Raw genomic sequence first — 22532 nt, 5'->3', positions numbered from 1 at the left:
CCATGATCCCCATAGGTGCGGGAACCGCCCTGGTCACACCGTTCACCGACGATGGTGCCGTCGATTACCAGGCGCTGGCGCGACTGGCGGCCTGGCAGGTCGCCGAAGGGATGAACTTCCTCGTTGCCTGTGGCTCGACCGGGGAAGCGCAGACGCTCACCCCGGACGAGCGCGAACTCGTGGTTCGCACCGTGGTGCAGGCAGTGGGTGGCATGGTCCCGGTGCTCGCCGGTGCGACCGACAACGACACCTCGCGCGCCGTCGCCGAGGCGCGTCATCTGAGCGAACTCGGTGTCGCGGGCATCATGAGCGCGACCCCGTATTACAACAAGCCGACGCAGGCCGGGATGATCGCGCATTTCGAGGCGATCGCCGATGCGATCAAGGTCCCGCTGCTGCTTTATAACGTGCCGGGCCGGACCGGGGTCGACCTCAAGCCGGAAACCGTCACCACGCTCGCGTGGCACACGAACATCCGTGGCATCAAGGAGGCGAGCGGCAGCGTGCGACGAATGCTCGACCTGACGGCACGCGTGCCCAGCGACTTCGTGGTCCTCTGCGGTGACGATGACGTCGTGGTCCCCGCCATTGCTGCGGGCGCACACGGCCTCATCTCGGTGGCGGGCAACGCCATACCGCACCGGATTGCCGATCTCGTCAGCGCGGCGATGCAGGGCCAGCAGGGGCAGGCACTCGCCGAGCAACAGCGCCTGCTGCCGTTCATCGATGCGCTCTTTGCCGAATCCAACCCGATCCCCATCAAGGCTGCCCTGTCGCTGCTGGGCAAGTGCACTGATACCGTCCGGCTGCCACTGGTGCCGTGCACACCGGCACTCCGCGAGCGGCTGCGGCTCCACCTCGACCAGCTGGAAGGTGTCAGTGTCTGATGGCCTCGAGGCGCAGCTGGCGCCCTTTCTGGATGGCGCACCGGATGGCAGGCAGGACGAAGCGCGCGAGATCTTCGCGGTGCTGAAGCAGGCACTCCAGGACGGCCGGGTCCGCGCGGCAGAACGAGATGCCAGCGGGGTCTGGCGTGTGAACCGCTGGGTGAAGCAGGGGATCCTGCTGGGGTTCCGGATCGGAGTGTTGCGCGCGGCGGGTGTTGCCGGCCCGATGACCTTCTTCGACAAGGACACCTACGGCCTCCGACCGACTCGCTCGGACGAGGGAATCCGGATCGTCCCCGGCGGCACGGCGGTGCGTGAGGGTGCCTACCTCGCGCGTGGCGTGATTGCGATGCCGCCCAGCTACGTAAATGTCGGCGCCTATGTCGACGAAGGGACGATGATCGACTCCCACGCGCTCGTCGGCTCCTGTGCCCAGGTCGGGAAGCGAGTGCACCTCTCCGCGGCCGCCCAGCTTGGGGGCGTGCTCGAGCCCGCGGGTGCGTTGCCGGTGATCATCGAAGACGACGTGCTGGTGGGGGGCAACTGTGGCGTGTACGAAGGCACCGTGGTACGGGAGCGCGCCGTGCTGGCGCCGGGAGTCATTCTCTCAGGCGGAACCGCCGTCTTCGATCTGGTCCACGACCGGGTGATTCGACGCGAAGGCGACACGCCACTCGAAATTCCGGCGGGTGCGGTGGTCGTGCCCGGGACGCGGCCGGTGACATCGGGGTCGGGAGTCGCGCGCGGGATCGCGCTCTATGCTCCCGTGATCGTGAAGTACCGCGACGCGAAGACCGACGCCGCGGTGACGCTCGAGGAATTGTTGCGCTAGAAGTCGAGTCGGGTGATCCGGCCGCGTGGACCGACACCCCAGGCGCGCTTGCCGGCAGCCCCCACGCTCCAATACGGAAATGTCGTCGCCGCTGTCCAGCTCTTGCCAGCATCGGTGGTGACCTGCAGTCCGCTGAGCGCGGCGGCGACGGCACTGTTGCGACCGGCGCCTGGCACCCACGTCACGCCATAGATCCCGCCGGGAAGTGTCGGACGGCTGCCTAGCGTCCAGGTCGCGCCACCATCATCACTGATCCCCACGACGGCCGAGGCGGTGTCGGTCGTGCCGCGGGCACTGATGCGGGCCGCGACGCCAATACCGCGCCTGGTGTCGAGCCACGAGGTCGCCGTCATGCCAGCACCGTCAGCGCTGCGGACGAACGGCGTGGCGAACGTGTGCCAGCTCTTGCCCGCGTCGTCGGTGCGGAGGATCCGTGCCTCGGGGCTTCCCGTCGCGATCCAGCCCCGCTTCGAGCCCGAACTCACCAGGCAGCCACCGCTCGCCGCGAAGCCACCCTCACCCTTGAGCGCCTTGGGCGCTGCCGTTGCGGGAATGAGGTTCCAGTGCTCGCCCGCGTCGGTCGTGCGGAGGATCATCGTCCGATCACCGACCGCATCGCTGAAGGCGACCCCGGTCTTCTTGTCGAAGAAGGTGATGCAGTCGAAGAACGCGGCAGTGTCGGCGTTGGTGAATTGCATCCCCCAGGTCGCGCCACCATCCGTGGTGCGGTAGATCCGCGACTGTGGCCCGGGTCCCGCACTCATCGCCCAGGCGACCTCGGCGCTGACCGCGTGGATGTCGCGGAACTCCAGCTTCTCTGCACCCGGGACCGGGCGAATGGTCCAGTGCTCACCGCCGTCGAGCGTTCGGGCAACGGCGCCGCCGTGGCCACTGACCCAGACGACCTTGTCGTTAACGGCGCTCACCGCCTGCAACAGTTGCGTGGTACCACTCTGCTGCTCGGTCACCCGCGGCGACTGCGACGAGAGTGCCGATACCGCCAAGATCATCAGGAACAGGGCAGGGGTGAATCGCATCGTGATGCTCCTCAGTTCCGCCCGTTGATGGCGTTGACGACGCCACGCGTGATCAGTTCGGCCTTCAGTGCACTCGCCGAATCACCCATCGCCCGCAGCACCGGCGCGAAGCCGCCGTAGGCGATGCCGTAGAGCTGGAGAATCGAGGCCGACGGCGGATCGACCCAGCCGAACGGCCGTGACCGCGCCGCGGCATCGGGGTGGTAGGTGCCGAAGAGCAGCGCGCGGGTGCGCTCGACATCGACCATGCCGAGATACTCGCCGCTGTGGATGGCCCCGCCTTCCTTGACCACGTTCGGCATCAGCTTCCGGACCATCCCGTGTGACACGAGGTACGGATCGAGGCCGAGCGTGCTCGGGTAATTGCCATCGCTCCACGAGAAGTAGATCGGCCGCTTGCCGATGTTGTCGCGGATGAGGAAGAGCGCCGCGAGATCGCTGCGGGTGATGTACTGCTGCGAGAAGGTCACGATCACGGAATCGAACGCGATACTCCCCTTCGGCGCCGCGGAGACTTCGGGGAGCGTGCTCAGGGAATCGAGCGACATCGTGAAGACCGGTGCCTTGGGCTGGACCCAGCCGCCCTTCGGCACGCCACCCAGGTTGAGCGAGTCGCGGTCGGTGTTGGGGCGCCAGATCTTCGCCGCGGTGGCCGGATCGAACGCGGGAATCTCGCGGCGCTTGATCTGGCGCAGGTGCCAGTCGGTGTTCATCAGCGAAAGATTGGCGAGCGTCACGTCGCGCCGCACACCGAGCACTTCCTGCGCGAACCAGAGCGGGAAGGTGTCATTGTCACCGGCCGTGATCAGGATGCCGTACGGCTCGACGCTTTCGAGGATGTCGATCGCGAAATCGCGCGCGAGCGTCTCGTGGGCGCGCGAGGCCGAGGTATGATTGCCGAGGAGCGGGATCAGGCCGAGGGCCAGGATCGGGCTGCTCGCAAGCCAGCGGGTGGTGTTGGTGCCCTTCTCGCCCAGCCAGTCGTGGACTGCCTTGATCGCGGCCGCGAAGCCCGCCGCGAAGAGCACGCCGACGAAGGCAAACGAGGCGATGAAGAAGTAGTCGCGCTCACGGACCTCGCGCGCATCCTGGATGATCGATACATCGCTCGTGTGGTACGAGGGTGAGTATTTGAAATTGAGGTAGTAGATCAGCATCAGCGTCAGCGTGCCCAGCAGCGCCGCGGCCGAGAGTCCCGCGCGCAGGTTCCGCCGGAAGAGGGCGATGAGGCCACCGAGCCCGAGCGCGGTGAAGAAGCCCGTGATCAGTGCCGAGACGGAGGAGAAGTCCCGCGCCCACTGCCAGCTCCAGTATTCCCAGTACATCGCGAGCTGCGCGCTCAATGGCGACATCCGCTGGCTGACCGGGGGCTTCTGGTACTGGACGCGCCCGAGCACGTCACTCAGCGCCTTCGAGAAGAAACCAATCGGTTCGCCCTCGTTGATCGGCGGATACTGCCCGGCACGGATCGGCAGGTAGATGTAGTTGAGCGAGAGGCCGACGATGGCGACGATCACGACCGAGGCGATCACCTTCGGGCGCAGGATCACGCGCCAATCGGTCATCAGCACATAGATGCCCAGCACCGGTGCCGCCAGCACGCCCATCATGTGGTTCGTCGACGACAGCGCGAGCACGTACACCGAGGCGATGAGCCAGCGATCGCGGCGCTCACCCGGGGCTTCGTCGGCCCAGCGCAACGTGAACCAGACCACCAGCGCGATCGAGAGCAGCGAAACCGTGTACACCTTCTCGTTGACAGTCGACTGGTTCCACACCGTCCACGCCGTGGCACTCGCGAGCACGCCGGCAAACGCTGCCGCCATCCGCGGACCGCGCGCCGGAAGGATGCTGCGCGTCCACCGCTCGGCGATGAGGAACCAGAGCGCTGCGCCGGCCGCACTGGTGAAGGCCGCGAAGAGGTTGATCCGCTGGGCGTAGTCGGCCGCGAGCGGGATCATCCCCCAGACGTGCGCCATCAGCGTGAAGAGCGGGTTGCCCGGCGGGTGCGGGATGCCCAGCGTATAGGCCGCCGCGATGTACTCGGAGGTGTCCCAGAAGGCCGTCGTCGGCGAGAGCGTCACGAAATAGATCGCGAAGATCACGACGAAGGTGGCGAGGGCGCCGAGGTAGGGCGGGCGCTGTGTATCGATGTCGTCCTGCAAACCGTGCTCCGGGGTCGAGTCGAGAGAGGTTAGTGCCTGAACATCCGTGCGCCAGTCAGGATCATCGCGATCCCGAGCCGGTTTGCCGCATCAATCACTTCGGGGTCGCGGACCGAGCCGCCGGGCTGAATGATCGCCTTGATCCCGGCCCCGGCCGCTTCCTCGACACCATCCGCAAACGGAAAGAAGCCATCTGAGGCGAGCACAGCGCCGTCGAGCGGATGCCCCGCCGTCCCGGCCTTGTGCACCGCGAGGAAGGCGGCATCCACGCGGCTCATCTGACCCGCGCCGATCCCCAGAACCTGCTCGTCCCGCGCCAGTACGATGGCGTTCGACTTCACACTGCTCACGGCGGCCCAGGCAAAGCGCAGGTCATTCCGCTCGGTGTGGGTCGGCTCGCGGGCGGTCGGGATGGTCCAGGCATCCTCGGAACGATCAAAGGTGAACTGATCCTGCAGCAGGAAGCCGCCGCGGATCTTCTTCCAGTCGAGCGCCCCACTCCCCCGGGTCACCGGCAGTTCGACCACCCGGAGGTTCTTCTTCTCGGCGAACTTCGCCAATGCATCAGCGTGGAACGCCGGCGCAACCACCACCTCGACGAAGAGGTCCGCCATTGCGTCGGCCGTGGCACGATCGACCACCGTATTGAATGCCACGACGGAGCCGAAAGCTGACAAGGGGTCGGTGGCGCGCGCCCGCTCGAACGCTTCGGCAACCGAGCGCCCGAGGGCGAGGCCGCAAGGCGTGGTATGCTTGATCACCGCACAGGCAATCGCGTTGCTCCAGGCGCTGACGGCCAGCGTGGCGGCATCGATGTCGAGCAGGTTGTTGAAGGAGAGTTCCTTCCCCTGCCGCTGGGTCAGGTCGCCGATGCCGCGTGGCTCCTCGGTGACGTAGAGCGCGGCACGCTGCTGCGGGTTTTCGCCATAGCGAAGCACCTGCTGGCGCTCCATGGAGAGCGAGATCCGGCTCGGGAGCGATTCTTCGTGCAGGGTCAGGTAGCCGGCGATGGCGTTGTCGTACTCTGCGGTGTGCCCGAACACCTTGGCAGCGAACTCGCGTCGCACCTCGCTCGGTACCGGGCCGGCCCGCAGCAGTTCGATCACGCGGGGATAGTCGCGCGGATCAACGACTGGCAACACGAACTCGAAGTTCTTCGCGGCGGAGCGCAGCATCGATGGCCCGCCAATGTCGATATTCTCGATGGCGTCGTCGAACTTCACATTCGGATCGGCAATCGTCGCACGAAACGGATAGAGGTTCACGGCGACCAGCTCGAAGTGGTGCAAGGCGTGCTCTGCCATCTGCCGTGCGTGCACTGGCCGATCGGGGCGCGCCAGCAAGCCCGCGTGCACGGCCGGGTGCAGCGTCTTGACCCGTCCGTCGAGAATCTCGGGAAAACCGGTGACCTGGTCGACCGTGGTCACGGCCACGCCGGCCTCACGCATCAATGCGGCGGTGCCGCCGGTCGATACGACTTCCCAGCCGAGACGGACCAGCTCCTCCGCGAACGCGACAATACCGCGTTTGTCACTGACGGAGATCAACGCACGGGGCATTACACCATTCTCCAGACAGCGGGGGAGCTGTCAGTCAAGTTTGTCGGCCATCGCTGGTACCGGGCGGCCCGCCTTCGCAGCCGCCTTCACGACCAGCGGCAGCAATCTGTGCTCGGTCGCGAGCACGCGTGCGGCCAGAGTGTCGGGTGTATCTCCGGGCTCCACGGGCACCCGTGCCTGCGCCAGGATTTCTCCCCGGTCATACACTTCATCGACCAGATGCACCGTAGCACCACTGGTGCGTTCGCCGGCGGCGAGCACGGCCTGGTGCACGCGGTGACCGTACATTCCCGGGCCACCATACCGTGGGAGCAGGGCAGGGTGGATATTGATGATCCGCCCCGACATCGCCTTGACGACCTCGGGTGGCACCAGCCTCAGGTATCCTGCGAGCACCAACAGGTCGATACCATAGGTATCGAGTTGTGTCAGCCATTCGCCGGGGTCGCGATGGTCGTGGAACCGATGGGTCCGAATGCCTTGCGATTCGGCCATCGGGATCGCCCCCGCTGCCCGGTCGCTGAGCACCAGTACCACCTCGGCCACCGGGTCGGCGGCCAGGGCGTCCACCAGGGCGAGAAGGTTGCTCCCACGACCCGATAGGGCGACGGCGACACGGTAAGTCACAGCCCTGAAATCTAATCCTCTCGCGGTCCGGAGGCCTCCCCTGCGACACGTGCGGTGTGGCGATGATCTGCTCCCCAAGCTCCGTGCTTCCGGGATTCCTGGCACTCCATTGAAGTGGACCATTGCGGCCTGTCAGGGCCCGCTTGGGGGCTGGCCCGAGGCACGGGAGGGCCGGGCGGCCTGGCTGGCCAGTCGGGGTGGTGCCGACCGGGAAGCCGTCGAGCGCGGCCTGATCGAGCAGGACGCCGCCCTGCTCCGGGCCGTCCGCGATGGCGAGAGCCTGGTCTTCTGGTGCGAGGCCGACCCCTACGACCTCGCCGACCTCGCAGCCGCGACCGCGTTCGTGCTGGCGGCCGAGCCCGACGCACGGCTCGAGCTGGTGCTGCTCGATGCTCACCCCGAGGTGGCGAACTTCTGGGGGCTGAACCAGCTCACGGCCGGCCAGCTCGCCGACTGCTTCGTGACCCGAACCGCGATTTCAGCGGCCGAAAAGGAGTCGCTGATTCGTGCCTGGGACGCGCTCCGCAGTGGTGCGCTGGCGTGTCGCGACCTCGGTCAGCAAACCCTCGCGCTCCCGTTCCTCGCCGACGCACTGACGCGTCTCGGCGAGGAGGCGATTCATCTCGATGGACTGGGGCTCACCGAACGACGCATCGTGGCCGCCGCGGCCATGCCGATCTCTGCCCGGGAGCTCTACCTCGAGATCCAGCGGCAGGAACATCGTGCCTGGCTGGGTGACACGATGGTCTTCGCGATGATTGATGAATTGGCCCTGCGACTCGATGCGCCGATTGTGGTGGCATCGCCTGGCGCATTGCGCTCGGGCGGGGATGCCCTGGTCGAGGCGGCCTGAGGCGTGCCGGCAATCAGTCGATGATCGCGGTCTCGGCCCAGCGCAACAGCTGACTCGTGCGTGGCACGCCGAGCCGGATGCGCAACACATTGATGTGGTATTCCACGGTCTTTGTCGCGATGCCGAGCTCGTCGGCGATCTGACGGTAGGTGTGGCCGGCACGGAGCAGGCGAAGGATCCGGAGCTGCCGCTCCGAGACCTGGATCGCGTCGGGACCGGGAAGGGCAGGGTCGGCGCCCGGCTCAGGCGCCTGATGCCGGATGATTGGAGTCACGTAGGTCCGGCCGAGGAGGGATTCCTCGATCGCCACGCGCAGCTCCGATGGGGCGGACTGCTTCACCACGTATCCCGTGGCCCCAGCCCGCAACGCGGCGTCGACCAGCACTGGCTCGACGTGTGCCGTGAGGATCACGAAGCGGGTGTCGGGATACCCCTTCACGAGCGTGGGCAGTATCCGCAGCGAACTCTCCTCGCCGAAGGAAAGGTCGAGCACGACGACGTCGGGTGTGCGTTGCCGCAGGGCGTCCTCGAGCTGCTCCAGCGTCACCACGCTGCCGATGATCCGGAACCACCGCTCGAGTGACGTCGACAGTGCCTCGGCCACTACGGGGTGGTCATCGGCAATCATCAGCGTCGGTTTTGAGGTCATCAGGGCTTCTCCGTCGGCATGGTGGCCACGACCCGGGTGCCGCGCCCTGGTGAGGCGTCGAAGATCACCAGGCCGCCGAACGCCGCAAGGCGCTCGCGCATCGACGTGACGCCGATTCCCGGTCCGGTAGCCGCCTCGTCGGGATCGAAGCCGCGCCCCGCATCCTCGATGGTGAGCCGGATCGCCTGGTCGATTCGCCTCAGGCTCATCGACACCCGCTCCACGCCCGAATGGCGCGCGGCGTTGCTGAGCGCCTCCTGTGCGACGCGATAGAGCGCGAGGCGGCGCTTCGGCCCAAGCCCTGACTCGTCGATAGGGCCGGTCAGCTCGATCGTGAGTGTCTCCCGTTCTTCCATCGAGCTCGCGAGTTCGCGGAGCGCCTCGTGCAATCCCACGTGGTCCACCACCGAGGGGTGCATTCCTCGCGCGAGTCCGCGGAGGTCGTCGACGAGGCGGTCGATCCGGCCGGCAACCGCGCCGCTCCGTGCTGGTTCGCCGGTTCGCAATTCGGCCGAGAGCGAGATGAGGCGCTGGATCACATCGTCATGCAGCTCGCGCGCGACGGCTGAGCGCTCTTCGTCCTGCACGGCGAGGAGTCGCCCAGCGAACTGCTCCCGCGCGCGGAGGAAGCGACGCTGCTGCAGGATGGTCGAGCCAATGAGCGCCGCTGTCAGGATGATCCCGACGAGCGCGAAGGTCACCACCAGCGCCACGACCGGTGCCTGCCCGGTGGTCGGTGAGGTGGGCGCGGTCGAGGCGGCCTGGACGATGACTGCCAGGGCGAGGACGACGCTCAGGCGGCGATCTCCTGCAATGCACGACGGAAACGTGGCAGCGCGATGGCATGAATCATGGCGGCGTACCCCAGGAGGGCGACGGCGTCGCGTGTCACCAGCAACAGATCGAGCGTCGGTTCATTCCGGAAGATGGTCAGCACCGGGTGAATCATCGCCGTCGGTGCCGCAAACGCAAGGAAGCCCATGCCGACCACGGCGGCCGGGTCGCCGAGCAGCGGCCCTTGCACGCGCCGCAGGGCGCTCTGCAACGTGAACGCGGCGCCGCCGGTAATCAGCACGTGGTGAATCGGTCCGGTGATCACCGAGTACGCGCCGAGGTCCTCATAGGTCAGCGTGAGTACTGCCCAGACCACCGCGTATAGCGCCCCCGCGATCCGAAATGCGTCACGGCGACGGCGCGAGGTCTGCAACGCTGCCAGCGAGCCCATCGCGAAGAGGGCGCTCAATGGGAGGTAGAGCTGCAGCATGATGTGGCCGTAGCCGGCGGTGCCCGTGAGGATCGCCGTGCCGGCCGCTGCCAGCACGGCACTCCCCGCCCACGCGGTCAACAACCGACGCGAGCGATCGAGCAGCTCCCAGCGCTGCAGCCCGTACAGGAAGATCACCAGTTCGCCAACGTTCGTGAGCAGGTCGGCGATGAAGAGGAACGACCTCACCGTTCACGCTCCGGAAGCGGCACGTGCAGGAGGAAGGCCCAGAGCATTGGGGTCATCGCAATCAGCACGACCACGTCACGCCAGAGCAGTAGTGGGCGAATGAGTGCCAGATTCGAGGTGTGGTTTGCCGCCGCCCAGGGCGATGCGATCCCCGTTGCGGCGTAGAGCACCGCAAATGCCCCCGCGACAAGGATGCCCCGGTCCTCGTGCCACGGGTGCCCGACCCGGGCGCGCGCGCCGCTGATGGTGCGAATCGCGATGAATGCAACGAGTGCCGCCCGCAGCGGCGCGGTGTATAGCGAGAAGGCCCGGATGTTCTCGAAGAGCGGCGTGATGATGGCCCACGCCACGACATAGCCGGCGCCAGCGAGCCGCACGGCATCGGCATCGCGACGCGTCCGTTGATACTGCGCCAGCGCCAGCGTGGCGAGGACCGCGCTCACCGGCAAGTAGAAGTGGGTTACGACCAAACGGTCAGTTGGGGCGTGGAGCCTGGTGTTGAGGTAGCGGGTGATCAACCCGAACAACGCCCAGGCCCAGGTGTAGCGGCAGCCGGTGTCGAGCTGGCGCCAGCGCATCAGGCCAAAGAGCACCAGGAGCGCATGCACGCCGATCAACAACCAGCCAAACACCTGGCTTGATGTCATCTGTTACCCCTGGAGGCGTACCACCGATCGAAGGTGCGTGACCGCTGCCGGGAGATCCGTGGCGATGTGTGCGCCGATCCGTTCCGCTTCGCCGGTGTGGCGGCTCCCGACGCCCGTGCGTACCAGAATGGCGCTGCCGCCGAGGACCGTGGTGGGGAGCACATCGCCGGGGCGATCGCCGATGAACCAGCTGCTCGTCGCATCGAGGTCGAGTGCGGCGATGGCCTGACGATACAGTGCGGTACCCGGTTTGCGACACTGGCAACCCGCATCGGCGGTGTGCGGACAATGCAGCACCAGGTCGAGGGTGACCCCTTCCGCGGCAAGCTGTCGCTCGACTTCACGCTGCACCGCGACGAAGTCGCTTGCGGCGTAGAGGCCGCGTCCGATCCCCGACTGGTTGGTGATGACCACCAGCGCGTACCCCGCATCGCGAAGTTCGCGGAGCGCTGCTCCAGCTCCGTGAAGGAGTTGCACTCCGGCAGGATCACTGAGATACCCCGGATCCTCGATCAGGGTGCCGTCGCGATCGAGAAAGACTGCCGGTGTGCTCACGGGCGCACCGGCGCCGGTTTGGTTGCAGCAGAATCGACACGAGACTTCGCGGAATCGGCGGCGCTCTTCGCCTTCGGTGGCGGCGCAGGCTTCGGCACGGCAAGTCGCGCCGTGACGGTGCCGACCTGACCGTTGGCCGAGCGCACGCCGCGGATCTCGATGAGGTAGGTGCTGCCGGGCCGGGTCGGACCACGCGTGCGAATTACCAGCTCACTTCCGAGCGGCGGGCGATTCTGGAGTGGTTCGTCCTTGGTCGTCGTATCGGCGGCGGCCTTTCCGCCGTCGATCGCGGCCGGGTTCGCGAGGGCGACCGGCACCCTGGCGGTGTCAGGCTTGCTACTGTCCGGTTTCGCGGCCGCCGCCGCAGCCATGGCGCGGGCTGCGGCGTCCAACGCACGGTACGCCGAGTCGTGAGCCGCACGGGGCAGCGCCGAGATCGGTCCGAGCGACACCGAGTCGGTGAGCTTGTTGGTGGTATCGGGAAGGAGCAGGACGCGGATGCTGTCGGCCGGGATTGCCAGCAGCGGATCGATCGGCTGCTGGAACGTGAGGGTGATGTTCACGGAATCGGTCCGGCTCGCCGCACCAGTGACCTTGGGAGGCACCGTATCGCGGAGGAAGGCCCACACTTCGCCGACTCGCGACGCACCGGCCGCGATCCGCACCGTGTCCCACGCTTCCTTTCCTTCGCGCACCATATTGCGATTCTGGTCGGCCGTCACCGAGACCAGCATCTCGCCATCGGGGAGCGGGCCCAGTCGGAAGCGGCCATTCGAGTCGGCGACGGAGCGATACACCAGCGAATCGGGGAGGAGCATCGCCTCGACCAACGCGTGCGGGATGAAGCGACGGGCTGCCCAATCCACAGCCCGCCCTTCGATCGCGCGCTTCGGCAACTCACCGCCGGTGGCGAAGGTGATCACGTGCGAGAGCTTGACCTCGTTGGTGCGGCTGTTGGTAGTGAGGTCGCGAATGCCAGGTGCCAGTTCGATCCGGTAGACGGTGTTGGGGCGCCAGCCGTTGCGCGGGCGCACGCTGATCCGGCTGCGGTGCCACTCGACGCGTGGCACTTCGCCAGGCTTCGATGGCGAGAGCAACACCAGTCGTTCGAGGTCGCCGTTGCCGAGGCCGAAGTTGGGCTGGGAGCCCTCGCTCACGGTCTCGTCGAACTTGAAATCGACCCAGCCCTTGAAGTCGGGGAGGACCACCGTCGATTCCGGATAGGTCGCGAGCAGTACCGGCGCCCGGAAGTCAGGCGGGCCGCCGGGAGGATTGCCCATCCGCGCGCAGCCGGCGAGGAGAAGCAGGGCGGCAGCGCGAAACCTCAGTCGGCACATCCGAGCGCCCGGCGCTTTTCTCGCAGGGTGACGGCTTGTGCCCGCCACGACTCGAGCTTCTCCCGCTCCTTCTCGATGATGTTGGCCGGTGCGCGGCTCACGAAATTCTCGTTCGAAAGCTTGCTCTCCTGCGCCTGCACCAGTTGCTCCATCTTCGCGGCCTCGCTGCCCAGACGGGCGCACTCCTTGTCGAGGTCGACGAGGTCGCCCAGTGGCACCACGATCGTGGTCCGGTCATCGAGCACCCGGGTTCCGCCTGCCTCGGAAGGGGCCGGGCCTACGGTAAGCTGCTCCACCTTGGCGAGCCGGCGAATCGTGTCACTGTCGGCAGCGATGGCGCGTTGCACCGCTTCGCTCGGATCAACCACCGTCACCTTCACCGTGGCACCAGGTGACACGGCGTAGTCGGCACGCAACACGCGCACTGCCGTGATCAGCGCCTGCAGTGCACCGAAGTCCACGAGGGCGGCAGCATCTTCGCGGCCATCGTTCAACACCGGCCACTTCGCGACACTGATCGAAGCGTTGTCGGCAGAACCTGGCAGCCGCTTCCAGAGGGTCTCGGTCACGAACGGCATCACCGGATGCAGCAGCCGCAACGCGAGGTTGAAGACATGCGCCGCCACCGCCCGCGCCGTCTCGCCACCGGGCTGCGTGCCGTAGAGCCGTGGCTTGACCTGCTCGAGATACCAGTCGGCGAGATCACTCCAGAGGAAGTGATAAACCGCGGCCGCCGCATCGTTGAGTCGGAAGCGCTCGTAGTGCTGCGTCGCAGTCCCGATGGTTTCATGGGCGCGCGCAAGAATCCAGCGATCCGCGAGCGTGAGTTCACTTTCCGGTACGCTGCTGATCGGCGCAGCACCCGCTTCCAGATGCCCCAGCAGAAAGCGCCCGATGTTCCAGAGCTTGTTCGCAAAGTTGCGCCCGGGGGCGAACGAAGACTCAAGATCGGCCGGATCGAGGATCAGGTCGGTACCCACCGCCATCCCGCTCACCATCGTGTAGCGCAGGGCGTCCGCGCCGAAGCGATCGATCACCTCGAGCGGGTCGATGCCGTTGCCAAGCGACTTCGACATCTTGCGATGCTGGGTGTCGCGTACGGTGCCGTGGAGGTAGACCGTCTTGAACGGCACCTCGCCCTTGAACTCGAGCCCGGCCATGATCATCCGCGCGACCCAGAAGAAGAGGATCTCCGGGGCGGTGACGAGCGTGGTGCCGGGGTAGAACGCCGCGAGGTCGTCGGTGTGGTCAGGCCAGCCGAGCGATGACAACGGCACCAGCCACGAGGAGAACCAGGTGTCGAGCACATCTTCGTCCTGGCGCACGCTGCCGCCGCACGCGGTGCAGCGCGTCGGCGTTTCCCGTGAGACGATCGTGGTGCTGCACTCAGGCGACTCGCAGTACCACACCGGAATGCGGTGCCCCCACCAGAGCTGGCGCGAGATGCACCAGTCGCGGATGTTCTCCATCCAGTTGGCGTAGTTGTCGCCCTGCCGCTCCGGGATGAAGCTGATGCGGCCATCGCGAAATGCCGCAAGCGCCGGCTCGGCCAGCGGCTGCATCTTGACGAACCACTGATCGGAGAGACGCGGTTCCACCACGGTGCCACAGCGATAGCAATGGCCCACGGCGTGGCGATGCTGCTCGACCTTCACCAGCAGGCCGGCCGCCTCGAACTCCGCGACGACGGCCTTGCGCGCGGCATACCGCTCGAGGCCGCGGAAACGCTCCGGCGCATTCTCGTTGATGTGCGCATCAGGCGTCATCACGTTGATTTGCTCGAGATCGTGCCGCTTGCCGATTTCGAAGTCAGTCTGGTCGTGCGCCGGCGTGATCTTCACGGCACCGGAGCCGAACGCGGGGTCGACGGCGTCATCGCCCACAATCGGAATCATCCGGTCGACCAGCGGCAGCCGGATGTGCTTGCCGATCAGCAGGGCGTAGCGCGGATCGTCGGGGTGTACCGCCACAGCGGAGTCGCCGAGCATTGTCTCGGGGCGCGTCGTGGCGACCACCAGCGAGCCGCTGCCATCGGCGAGCGGATAGCGGAGGTGCCAGATCCGGCCGTCGGTCTCTTCTTTCTCGGCTTCTTCGTTCGAGAGCGCGGTCAGGCATCGCGGACACCAGTTGATGATGTACTTGCCGCGATAGATCAGCCCCTGCTCGTGCAAGCGCACGAAGACTTCGCGCACTGCCCGCGAGAGATCTTCGTCGAGTGTGAAGTAGGTCCGCGACCAGTCGCAGCTCGCGCCGAGCGCCTTCAGCTGGTCGAGGATCTGACCACCCGTCTCATGCACGAAGGACCAGACTCGCTTCACGAACTCTTCGCGGCCCACATCGAAGCGCGTGAGACCTTCCTTCGCGAGGATCTTCTCCACCACGTTTTGCGTCGCAATGCCGGCGTGGTCGGTGCCAGGCACCCAGAGCGCGCGACGACCACGCATCCGCTCGAAGCGAATCAGTACGTCCTGAATCGTGTTGTTGAGTCCGTGACCGGCGTGCAGCACTGCAGTCACGTTCGGCGGCGGGATCTGGATCACGTACGGTTCGCCGGTGCCGTGGGCATCGACGTGATAGAAGCCCCGCTCTTGCCACCAGGCATAGAGCGGCGCCTCGATCTCCGACGGATCGTACTGGGGGGCGAGCGGCTCGGTCATGCGTGCAACGCGTCGCTATCGTCGATCAGGTCGAAAGCGAGATCGTCCTCGCCCCGCACCAGGACGCAGTTGATCACGTCGGCCGGCGCCACGGCGGCCGCGACGAGACGCTGGGCGCGGAGCCGCGAGGGGCGGTCGGGGACCCAGCCGTGGATTTCGATCGCGAAGCGGCGGACCGGCACCACGTCGAGATGGCATTCGCGGAGCTGCAGGTCATTCTCGAGGGCCGCGAGCGCGTCGTGCACCAGTTCGGCAACCGACCCCTGTTCGGGCGCCGGTGAGGCCACCTCCTGGAGCAGGCGCTTGGCGGTGCCGGCGAAGAACTCGCTGAGGAGGAATCCCACCGCCGCGCCGGCCGCCAGCCCGAGGGTGACGGCCCCGAGCGTGGCCGGGGTGGAGGGTGCTGGGCGACGATGTCGTAGAGCAAGACGTGGCATGGTGATAAACTACAAGACTCGGTCGGCCCGGCCTATGCCTGCGGCAGACCTCTTCAGACCCCGATTGCGAGGCAGGACAGAGCCATGGCGACCACCACGGACGGCCAGATTCGAGTCACCCTTCCTGATGGATCCGTTCGCGAGCTGGCGACCGGGACTACCGGGATGGAACTCGCCGCCCAGATCGGCGCCGGCCTCGCCCGCGCGTCCGTGGCGATCCGGGTCAACGGCGAGATCCAGGATCTGGGTCGTCCGCTCGTTGACGGTGCCACGGTGGCGATCCTCACCGAGCGCGATGCCGAGTCGCTGCCGGTGCTGCGGCACTCGGCGGCCCACATCCTCGCGACGGCGGTCCGGGAGCTCTTTCCCGAGGCCGGGATCGGCTTCGGCCCTTCCATCGAGGAGGGCTTCTATTACGACTTCGCCGTGCCGCGGCCGTTCACGCCCGAAGACCTCGAGGCAATCGAGCAGCGGATGAGCGCGGTGGTCGAGGCCGACTATCCCTTTACCCGCGAAGTGGTGTCGCGCGACGAAGCGAACAAGCGCTTCGCCGACGATCCCCTCAAGCTCGAGCGTATCTCCGAACTCGGTCCCGACGAGACCATCACCGTCTACACCGACGGGCCATTTGTCGACCTCTGCCGCGGCCCGCACATCCCGAGCACGGCGAAGCTCAAGCACTTCAAGCTGCTCACGGGTGCCGGCGCCTATTGGCGGGGCGACTCCAACCGCCAGATGCTGCAGCGGATCTATGGCACCGCCTTCTTCAAGAAGGACGAGCTGGCGCAGCACCTCACCCGACTCGACGAGGCGAAGAAGCGCGACCATCGAGTGCTCGGCAAGCAGATGGACCTCTTCATGTTCCATCCGTTCGCGCCGGGTGCGGCCTTCTGGACCGATCGCGGCAGCGCACTGATGAACGAGCTGATCAAGTTCATGCGCGAGCTGCAGCGCGATGGCTACCAGGAAGTGCGCACGCCACTCCTCTTCAACAAGGCGCTCTGGGAGATGTCGGGGCATTGGGGGAAGTACAAGGAGAACATGTTCCTGGTCCTCGACAACGAGACTGGCGAGCACGATTTCTCGCTCAAGCCGATGAACTGCCCGTCGCACTACCTGCTCTACCAGGCGAAGAAGCACTCGTATCGCGACCTGCCGCTGCGCTACACGACCTACGACGTGTTGCACCGAAACGAGGTCTCCGGTGCACTCTCGGGGCTGACGCGGGTGCGCCAGTTCCAGCAGGATGACTGCCATATCTTCCTGATGGAACGGCACATCCAGGCCGAGGTACACCGCCTGGTGCAGTTCATCATGAAGTACTATGAGACGTTCGGGCTCAAGGCGACGCTGAAGTTCGCGACCCGTCCGGAGCAGCGGATCGGCAGCGACCAGATGTGGGACGAGGCCGAGCGTGCCCTGCGGCACGCGCTCGAGGCCACCGGGATGGCGTACGAGATGAAGCCGGGCGACGGCGCCTTCTACGGCCCGAAGATCGACTTCGATGTTGAAGATGCCATCGGCCGGAAGTGGCAGCTCGGCACCATTCAGCTCGACTACGCCGCGCCAGAGCGCTTCGATCTCAATTACGTCGGCGACGACAACTCCGAGCATCGGCCGGTGATCATCCATCGCGCGGTGAATGGCTCGTTCGAGCGGTTCATTGCGATCCTGATCGAGCACTTCGCCGGCGCCTTCCCGCTCTGGCTCGCGCCGGAGCAGGTGCGCATCATCCCCATCAGCGACACGCAGCAGGCAGCGGCCGAGGCGGCCACGGCACGCTTGCGCGATATGGGAATCAGGGCGCACCTTGATGATCGCCACGAGACACTCAACTACCGCATTCGTGAAGGGGAGCTCGCCAAGGTGCCCTATATGGCCGTGATCGGACAGCGCGAAGCCGACAGCGCGAGTCTCGCCGTGCGGGTGCGCGGGGCAGGGAACAAGCAGGAGGTCGTCTCGCTCGACGACTTTGCGGCGCGCCTGGCCGAACAGGTACGGAGCCGGTCGTTGGTTCCGTGAGCGGCCCGAAGCTCGAACGTCTCATCGGCGTTCGGGCTCTCGCCCTGATGCTGGTAAGCGTGACGGTGGGAGCCGGCATCTTCGGATTGCCGGCTCTTGCTGCGAAGGAGCTTGGCGCCGCCGCGGTCCTCGCGTACCTCGTCTGCGCGCTGGTGATGGCACTCGTGGGGCTCTCGCTCGCCGAGGCTGGGAGCAGGGTGCCGCACACCGGTGGCCTCTACGCCATCGCCGACGCTGCCTTCGGCCGCTTCGCCGGAGCGTTCGTGGGCATGCTCCTCTTCACTGCGAACGGGGCGTTTGCCGACGCGGCAGTAGGCGCCCTCTTCGCCGATACGATGGCGCAGCTCTTCCCGTTCTTCGCCGGCACCGTGCCGCGGATCGGATTGCTGCTGCTGGTCTACTTCGCCGCGACGGCGCTCAATGTGCGCGGTGTCCGCAACGGGGTTGCGGCCGTCCAGATCAGCACGGCGATCAAGCTGCTGCCGCTCGTGGCCCTCGTGGCACTCGGCCTCTTTCACGTGAAGGGCGAGAATCTGCATTGGACGTCCGTGCCGGGCATCGTTGCCGTGGGGCGGACATCGGTGCTGCTCATCTTCGCCTTCGTCGGAATCGAGGGAGCGCTCAATGTCGCGGGCGAGGTGGTTCGCCCCTCCCGCACGATTCCGCGCGGGATCTTCTTCGGCATCGGCGGTGTGACCCTGCTCTATCTCGGCTTGCAGTTCGTCGCGCAGGGTGTGCTCGGTCCGGCGCTCGCTACGTCGACGGGCTCGCCGCTTGCCGATACCGCCACCGCGATGATTGGCGGTATCGGCGGAACGCTGGTGCTGGCAGCGATCGCCCTGGCGACCGGCGCCTTCATCTTCGCTGACATCCTCTCGCAGCCGCGAGTCATGGTAGCCCTGGGCGAAGACGGTCTGCTCCCCGCCGCGATGGGCAGGATCGACCCCGTCCGCCGGACGCCCGCAAACGCGATCATCTGCTACGCCCTCCTTTCGCTCGCCCTGGCGCTTTCGGGGACCTTCTCGGTGCTCGCCCTCGTCTCGGCGTCGGGCACGCTGATGATTTACCTGGTCTGCGCACTGGGCGTGATCCCGCTCCGGCGGAAGGGGATCCGGGCCGAGGAGGAGCCGTTCGTGCTGCCCGGCGGGCCGGTGATTCCCGTACTAGCCGGGGTGGCAATCGTCGCCCTGCTGATCTCGCTCACCAGTGGCGAACTCCTTGCCATTGGGGCAGTTGCTGCGGCCTGCGCCATCCCCTACTTCATCCGCAGGCAGCGGCTCGGTAGTTGAACCGATCCCGTCAGCGGGTGGACGCGTCTATCTTTCTCGCGGTTTAACTACCCAGGAACGGCCAAGTGTCCGACCAGAACACGCCAGTCATCCTCAGCGCCTGCCGGACGCCCATCGGCAAGTACCTCGGCGCTCTTTCTTCTCTGCCAGCCACTCGTCTCGGATCCATCGCCATTGCCGAAGCGGTCCGCCGCACCGGGATCGACCCCACACTGATTGATGACGTGATCATGGGTCACGTGGTACAGGGCGGTGCCGGTCAGGCGCCGGCGCGCCAGGCGATGATCCACGCCGGCCTTCCGGGGACGATCCCCGCGCTCACGATCAACAAGGTCTGCGGCTCTGGCCTCAAGGCAGTGATGCTCGCGGCCCAGGCGATCAAGGCGGGCGATGCGGCCTGCGTTGTGGCTGGTGGCATGGAGTCGATGTCGAACGCCGTGCACTACGTCTACGGCTATCGCAACGGCATCAAGGCCGGCAACCAGACCATGGTCGACGGGATGATCCACGACGGCCTCTGGGACTCGTTCGGCAACAATCACATGGGTGAGTACGCCGAGTACACCGCCGAGAAGGCAGGTGTGAGTCGTGCCGATCAGGATGCCTTCGCGTTCCGGTCGCATCAGCGCGCCGTCGCGGCGCAGGCGGCGGGGAAATTCGCCCACGAGATGGTGTCGGTCGAGATTGCCGACCGGAAGGGGCCGATCACGGTGAGCGCCGATGAGTCGCCCCGCGCCGACACGACGCTCGAGACCCTCGCCAAGCTGAAGCCGGTCTTCCGCAAGGACGGCACGGTCACCGCCGGCAACGCGCCGGGGCTCAACGATGGCGGCGCCGCGCTGGTGGTCGCCTCGCTCGCGTTCGCAAAGCATCACAACATCGCGCCGCTCGGCCGGATCACCGGCTACGCGACCAGTGGCGGCGAGCCGAAGGATCTCTTCTTCGCGCCGATCCTCGCGGTGCAGAACCTGATGAAGAAGAACGGCACCACGATCAATGACTACGACCTGATCGAAGCCAACGAGGCGTTCGCGGTGCAGGCCATCGCCGACGGCCGCGGCCTCGGCTGGGACGAGAACCGGGTCAACGTGAATGGCGGCGCGATCGCGCTGGGCCACCCCATCGGCGCCTCGGGCGCACGGGTCCTCGCGACGCTGCTCTATGCCATGAAGGATCGCGGAGCGAAGACGGGTCTGGCGACGTTGTGTCTTGGTGGCGGGAATGCGGTTGCGCTTAGCGTTGAGAGCATCTGAAAGGATGATGGATGATGGATCATTGATGAAGAGATCCATTATCCATCATCCATCATCCCAACACTGAACTTCGTAAACCTGAGATCTCATGCAAAAAGTCGCAGTCATCGGATCTGGCACCATGGGCAACGGCATCGCCCACGTCTTCGCGCAGCACGGCCACGAGGTGGCGCTGATTGATGTGAGCGAGCCGGCGCTGGCGAAGGCCGTCGCCACGGTCACGGCCAACCTCGAGCGGCAGGTCAAGAAGGGCACGCTCGCACCGGAGGCGGTCGCGGAGGTGGTAGGGAGGATTCGCACCAGCAGCGACCTCAACGCCGCGAAGGATGCGGCGCTGGTGGTCGAGGCGGCGAGCGAGAATCCCGCCATCAAGTTCGACCTCTTCGCGAAACTCGACGGCATCTGCGGTCCCGACACCATCCTCGCCAGCAACACCTCCTCCATCTCGATCACCGAAATCGCCGCGAAGACCAAGCGCCCCGCGCAGGTCATCGGGATGCATTTCATGAATCCGGTGCCGGTGATGCAGCTGGTGGAAGTGATCCGGGGTCACGCGACGAGCGATGCGACCACGAAGACGGTGGTGGAGTTGTCGGCGGCCCTCGGCAAGACGCCAGTGGAAGTCAACGACTACCCCGGCTTTGTCAGCAATCGCGTCCTGATGCCGATGATTAACGAGGCGATCTTCTGCGTGATGGAAGGAGTTGCCACTCCGGAAGCAATCGACACGGTGATGAAGCTGGGGATGGCGCACCCGATGGGCCCGCTGCAACTGGCCGACTTCATCGGCCTCGATGTCTGTCTGGCGATCCTGAATGTGCTGCACGCTGGGTTGGGCGATGACAAGTATCGTCCCTGTCCGCTGCTGAAGAAGATGGTGGCGGCAGGATATCTCGGTCGCAAGAGCGGCCGCGGCTTCTACGACTACGGGAAGGCCTGATGGACGTCTTCGACGAAATGAAGAAGTGGGGACACGAGCAGCTGGTGTTCTCCCACGAACCCTCGTGCGGCTACTTCGGCATCATTGCCATCCACGACACCACCCTGGGCCCTGCCCTCGGCGGCACCCGTGTCTGGCAGTATGCCAACAATGAAGCGGCGATCAAGGACGCCCTGCGGCTGTCGCGCGGGATGACCTACAAGTCGGCCGTGGCCGGGCTCAATCTCGGTGGCGGCAAGGCCGTGATCATCGCCGATCCGAAGCGCGGCGATCGCGAGTCGATTTTCCGGGCGCATGGACGCTTCGTCGAGACGCTGGGCGGCCGCTACATCACTGCGGAAGACGTCGGCACCTCGCCGACCGACATGGAGTTCATCAAGCGCGAGACGAAGCACGTGGCCGGCCTGCTGAATCTCTCGGGCGATCCGTCGCCGGTTACGTCGTACGGCGTGTACATGGGGATGAAGGCGTCGGCCAAGGCGCGCTGGGGGAAGGACTCCCTCGCCGGCAAGACGATCGCGGTGCAGGGGTGCGGCAAGGTCGCCTATTACCTGATGACGCACCTCAAGCAGGAAGGCGCCAAGCTGATCGTCACCGATATCGATCAGGAAAAGGTCCAGCGCGTCGTCGACGAACTCGGCGCGACCGCGGTGGCCCCCGAGGCGATCTACGACCAGAAGGCCGACATCTTCGCGCCCTGTGCCTTGGGCGGCATCATCAACGATGACACGCTGCCGCGGCTCAAGGTCGAGATCATCGCTGGTGGCGCGAACAACCAGCTCGGCGAAGAGCGTCACGGCGTTGAACTCGAGAAGAAGGGGATGCTCTACGCCCCCGACTACGTCATCAACGGCGGCGGCGTCATCAACGTCTACGGCGAACTCCAGGGCTGGACGATGGAGCGGGCGAAGCGGAAGGCGCAGGAGATCTACGACACGATGCTCCGCGTCTTCGCCATCGCCGATCGCGAGAAGGTGCCGACCTACGAGGCTGCCGATCGCCTCGCCGAGGAGCGGATCAAGTCGGTGGCGGCGCTGAAGCAGATGTGGGTGGCGGGAGACAGGTAGACTAGCGAGCCGCTGGATTGTCACCCTGAGCGTAGCGAGGGGGCGATACTTCGTACTGGAACGGAGCCTTGCCCCCTCACTTCGTTCAGGGCGACACAACTGAAGAGAGCTGCTGGATTGTCACCCTGAGCGCAGCGAGGGGGCGATACTTCGTGGTGAGACGGAGCCTTGCCCCCTCACTTCGTTCAGGGCGACACAACCGAAGAGAGCTGCTGGATTGTCACCCTGAGCGTAGCGAGGGGGCGATACTTCGTACTGGAACGGAG

The 22532-nt window shown here is 66.2% G+C and carries 20 protein-coding genes; 8 read left to right on the top strand and 12 right to left on the bottom strand.

Going from position 1 to position 22532, the window contains the following annotated elements; genetic code table 11:
• Positions 1-2: 2 nt before the first annotated feature.
• Together dapA and V4558_00185 are read left to right on the top strand one after the other, a co-directional pair.
• Positions 3-887 (top strand): 4-hydroxy-tetrahydrodipicolinate synthase, encoded by an 885-nt coding sequence (dapA, locus tag V4558_00190; GenBank protein ID MES2303894.1) that lies wholly within the window; start codon positions 3-5, stop codon positions 885-887.
• A complete protein-coding gene (locus V4558_00185) occupies positions 880-1719 on the top strand; it encodes a 2,3,4,5-tetrahydropyridine-2,6-dicarboxylate N-succinyltransferase (GenBank protein ID MES2303893.1) in 840 nt (279 codons plus the stop codon). Before dapA ends, V4558_00185 begins: the two co-directional genes overlap by 8 nt.
• Here V4558_00185 and V4558_00180 read toward each other — a convergent pair.
• Genes V4558_00180 through V4558_00165 form a run of 4 tightly spaced genes read right to left on the bottom strand, consistent with a single transcriptional unit; the run spans position 1716 to position 7107 of the window.
• The gene (locus V4558_00180) at positions 1716-2756 is read right to left on the bottom strand and encodes a hypothetical protein (protein ID MES2303892.1); all 1041 of its coding nucleotides are present in this window, start codon (positions 2754-2756) and stop codon (positions 1716-1718) included. The two genes, V4558_00185 and V4558_00180, sit on opposite strands and share 4 nt — an antisense overlap.
• 11 nt (positions 2757-2767) lie before the next feature.
• On the bottom strand, positions 2768-4921 hold the full coding sequence (locus tag V4558_00175; protein ID MES2303891.1) for a DUF2723 domain-containing protein: 2154 nt from the start codon (positions 4919-4921) through the stop codon (positions 2768-2770).
• Positions 4922-4950: 29 nt separating this feature from the next.
• The gene (gene purH, locus V4558_00170) at positions 4951-6480 is read right to left on the bottom strand and encodes a bifunctional phosphoribosylaminoimidazolecarboxamide formyltransferase/IMP cyclohydrolase (GenBank protein MES2303890.1); all 1530 of its coding nucleotides are present in this window, start codon (positions 6478-6480) and stop codon (positions 4951-4953) included.
• Positions 6481-6510: 30 nt separating this feature from the next.
• The gene (locus tag V4558_00165) at positions 6511-7107 is read right to left on the bottom strand and encodes a phosphoribosylglycinamide formyltransferase (GenBank protein ID MES2303889.1); all 597 of its coding nucleotides are present in this window, start codon (positions 7105-7107) and stop codon (positions 6511-6513) included.
• Positions 7108-7156: 49 nt separating this feature from the next.
• Between V4558_00165 and V4558_00160 the strand changes: the two genes are divergently transcribed.
• Positions 7157-7960 (top strand): hypothetical protein, encoded by an 804-nt coding sequence (locus tag V4558_00160; protein ID MES2303888.1) that lies wholly within the window; start codon positions 7157-7159, stop codon positions 7958-7960.
• Positions 7961-7973: 13 nt separating this feature from the next.
• On the opposite strand, the gene V4558_00155 is transcribed toward V4558_00160, so the two are convergent.
• The 8 genes from V4558_00155 to V4558_00120 all read right to left on the bottom strand — a co-directional run bounded on the left by V4558_00155 (position 7974) and on the right by V4558_00120 (position 15695).
• Positions 7974-8609, bottom strand: a complete 636-nt coding sequence (locus V4558_00155; GenBank protein ID MES2303887.1) for a response regulator transcription factor — start codon at positions 8607-8609, stop codon at positions 7974-7976.
• Positions 8609-9310 (bottom strand): sensor histidine kinase, encoded by a 702-nt coding sequence (locus V4558_00150; GenBank protein ID MES2303886.1) that lies wholly within the window; start codon positions 9308-9310, stop codon positions 8609-8611. Before V4558_00150 ends, V4558_00155 begins: the two co-directional genes overlap by 1 nt.
• 92 nt (positions 9311-9402) lie before the next feature.
• The gene (locus V4558_00145; protein ID MES2303885.1) at positions 9403-10062 is read right to left on the bottom strand and encodes a hypothetical protein; all 660 of its coding nucleotides are present in this window, start codon (positions 10060-10062) and stop codon (positions 9403-9405) included.
• The gene (locus V4558_00140) at positions 10059-10709 is read right to left on the bottom strand and encodes a hypothetical protein (GenBank protein MES2303884.1); all 651 of its coding nucleotides are present in this window, start codon (positions 10707-10709) and stop codon (positions 10059-10061) included. Before V4558_00140 ends, V4558_00145 begins: the two co-directional genes overlap by 4 nt.
• A gap of 3 nt (positions 10710-10712) precedes the next feature.
• Positions 10713-11264 carry an HAD family hydrolase gene (locus V4558_00135; GenBank protein MES2303883.1) on the bottom strand — a complete coding sequence of 184 codons (552 nt, stop codon included), beginning with the start codon at positions 11262-11264 and terminating at the stop codon, positions 10713-10715.
• A complete protein-coding gene (locus V4558_00130; protein ID MES2303882.1) occupies positions 11261-12601 on the bottom strand; it encodes an Ig-like domain-containing protein in 1341 nt (446 codons plus the stop codon). The genes V4558_00135 and V4558_00130 overlap by 4 nt, the downstream gene beginning before the upstream one ends.
• Complete coding sequence (locus tag V4558_00125; protein ID MES2303881.1) at positions 12589-15258, bottom strand: valine--tRNA ligase; 2670 nt, start codon at positions 15256-15258, stop codon at positions 12589-12591. The genes V4558_00130 and V4558_00125 overlap by 13 nt, the downstream gene beginning before the upstream one ends.
• The gene (locus V4558_00120) at positions 15255-15695 is read right to left on the bottom strand and encodes a hypothetical protein (GenBank protein ID MES2303880.1); all 441 of its coding nucleotides are present in this window, start codon (positions 15693-15695) and stop codon (positions 15255-15257) included. Before V4558_00120 ends, V4558_00125 begins: the two co-directional genes overlap by 4 nt.
• A gap of 84 nt (positions 15696-15779) precedes the next feature.
• Between V4558_00120 and thrS the strand changes: the two genes are divergently transcribed.
• The 5 genes from thrS to V4558_00095 all read left to right on the top strand — a co-directional run bounded on the left by thrS (position 15780) and on the right by V4558_00095 (position 22266).
• Positions 15780-17717, top strand: a complete 1938-nt coding sequence (thrS, locus tag V4558_00115) for a threonine--tRNA ligase (protein MES2303879.1) — start codon at positions 15780-15782, stop codon at positions 17715-17717.
• Positions 17714-19006: an APC family permease gene (locus V4558_00110; GenBank protein ID MES2303878.1), complete on the top strand. Its 1293-nt coding sequence runs from the start codon at positions 17714-17716 to the stop codon at positions 19004-19006. Before thrS ends, V4558_00110 begins: the two co-directional genes overlap by 4 nt.
• 65 nt (positions 19007-19071) lie before the next feature.
• Positions 19072-20259: an acetyl-CoA C-acetyltransferase gene (locus V4558_00105; protein MES2303877.1), complete on the top strand. Its 1188-nt coding sequence runs from the start codon at positions 19072-19074 to the stop codon at positions 20257-20259.
• An 88-nt stretch (positions 20260-20347) separates the two neighbouring features.
• Entirely contained in the window at positions 20348-21199 is an 852-nt protein-coding gene (locus V4558_00100) for a 3-hydroxybutyryl-CoA dehydrogenase (GenBank protein MES2303876.1), read from the top strand.
• A complete protein-coding gene (locus tag V4558_00095; protein ID MES2303875.1) occupies positions 21199-22266 on the top strand; it encodes a Glu/Leu/Phe/Val dehydrogenase in 1068 nt (355 codons plus the stop codon). Before V4558_00100 ends, V4558_00095 begins: the two co-directional genes overlap by 1 nt.
• Positions 22267-22532: the final 266 nt, after the last annotated feature.

The sequence above is a fragment of the Gemmatimonadota bacterium genome (assembly GCA_040388535.1).
In the GTDB taxonomy this organism is placed as follows: Bacteria; Gemmatimonadota; Gemmatimonadetes; order Gemmatimonadales; family GWC2-71-9; genus Palsa-1233.
Note: the sequence above shows the minus strand (reverse complement) of the source record. Positions and strands in the feature narration are given on the sequence as shown.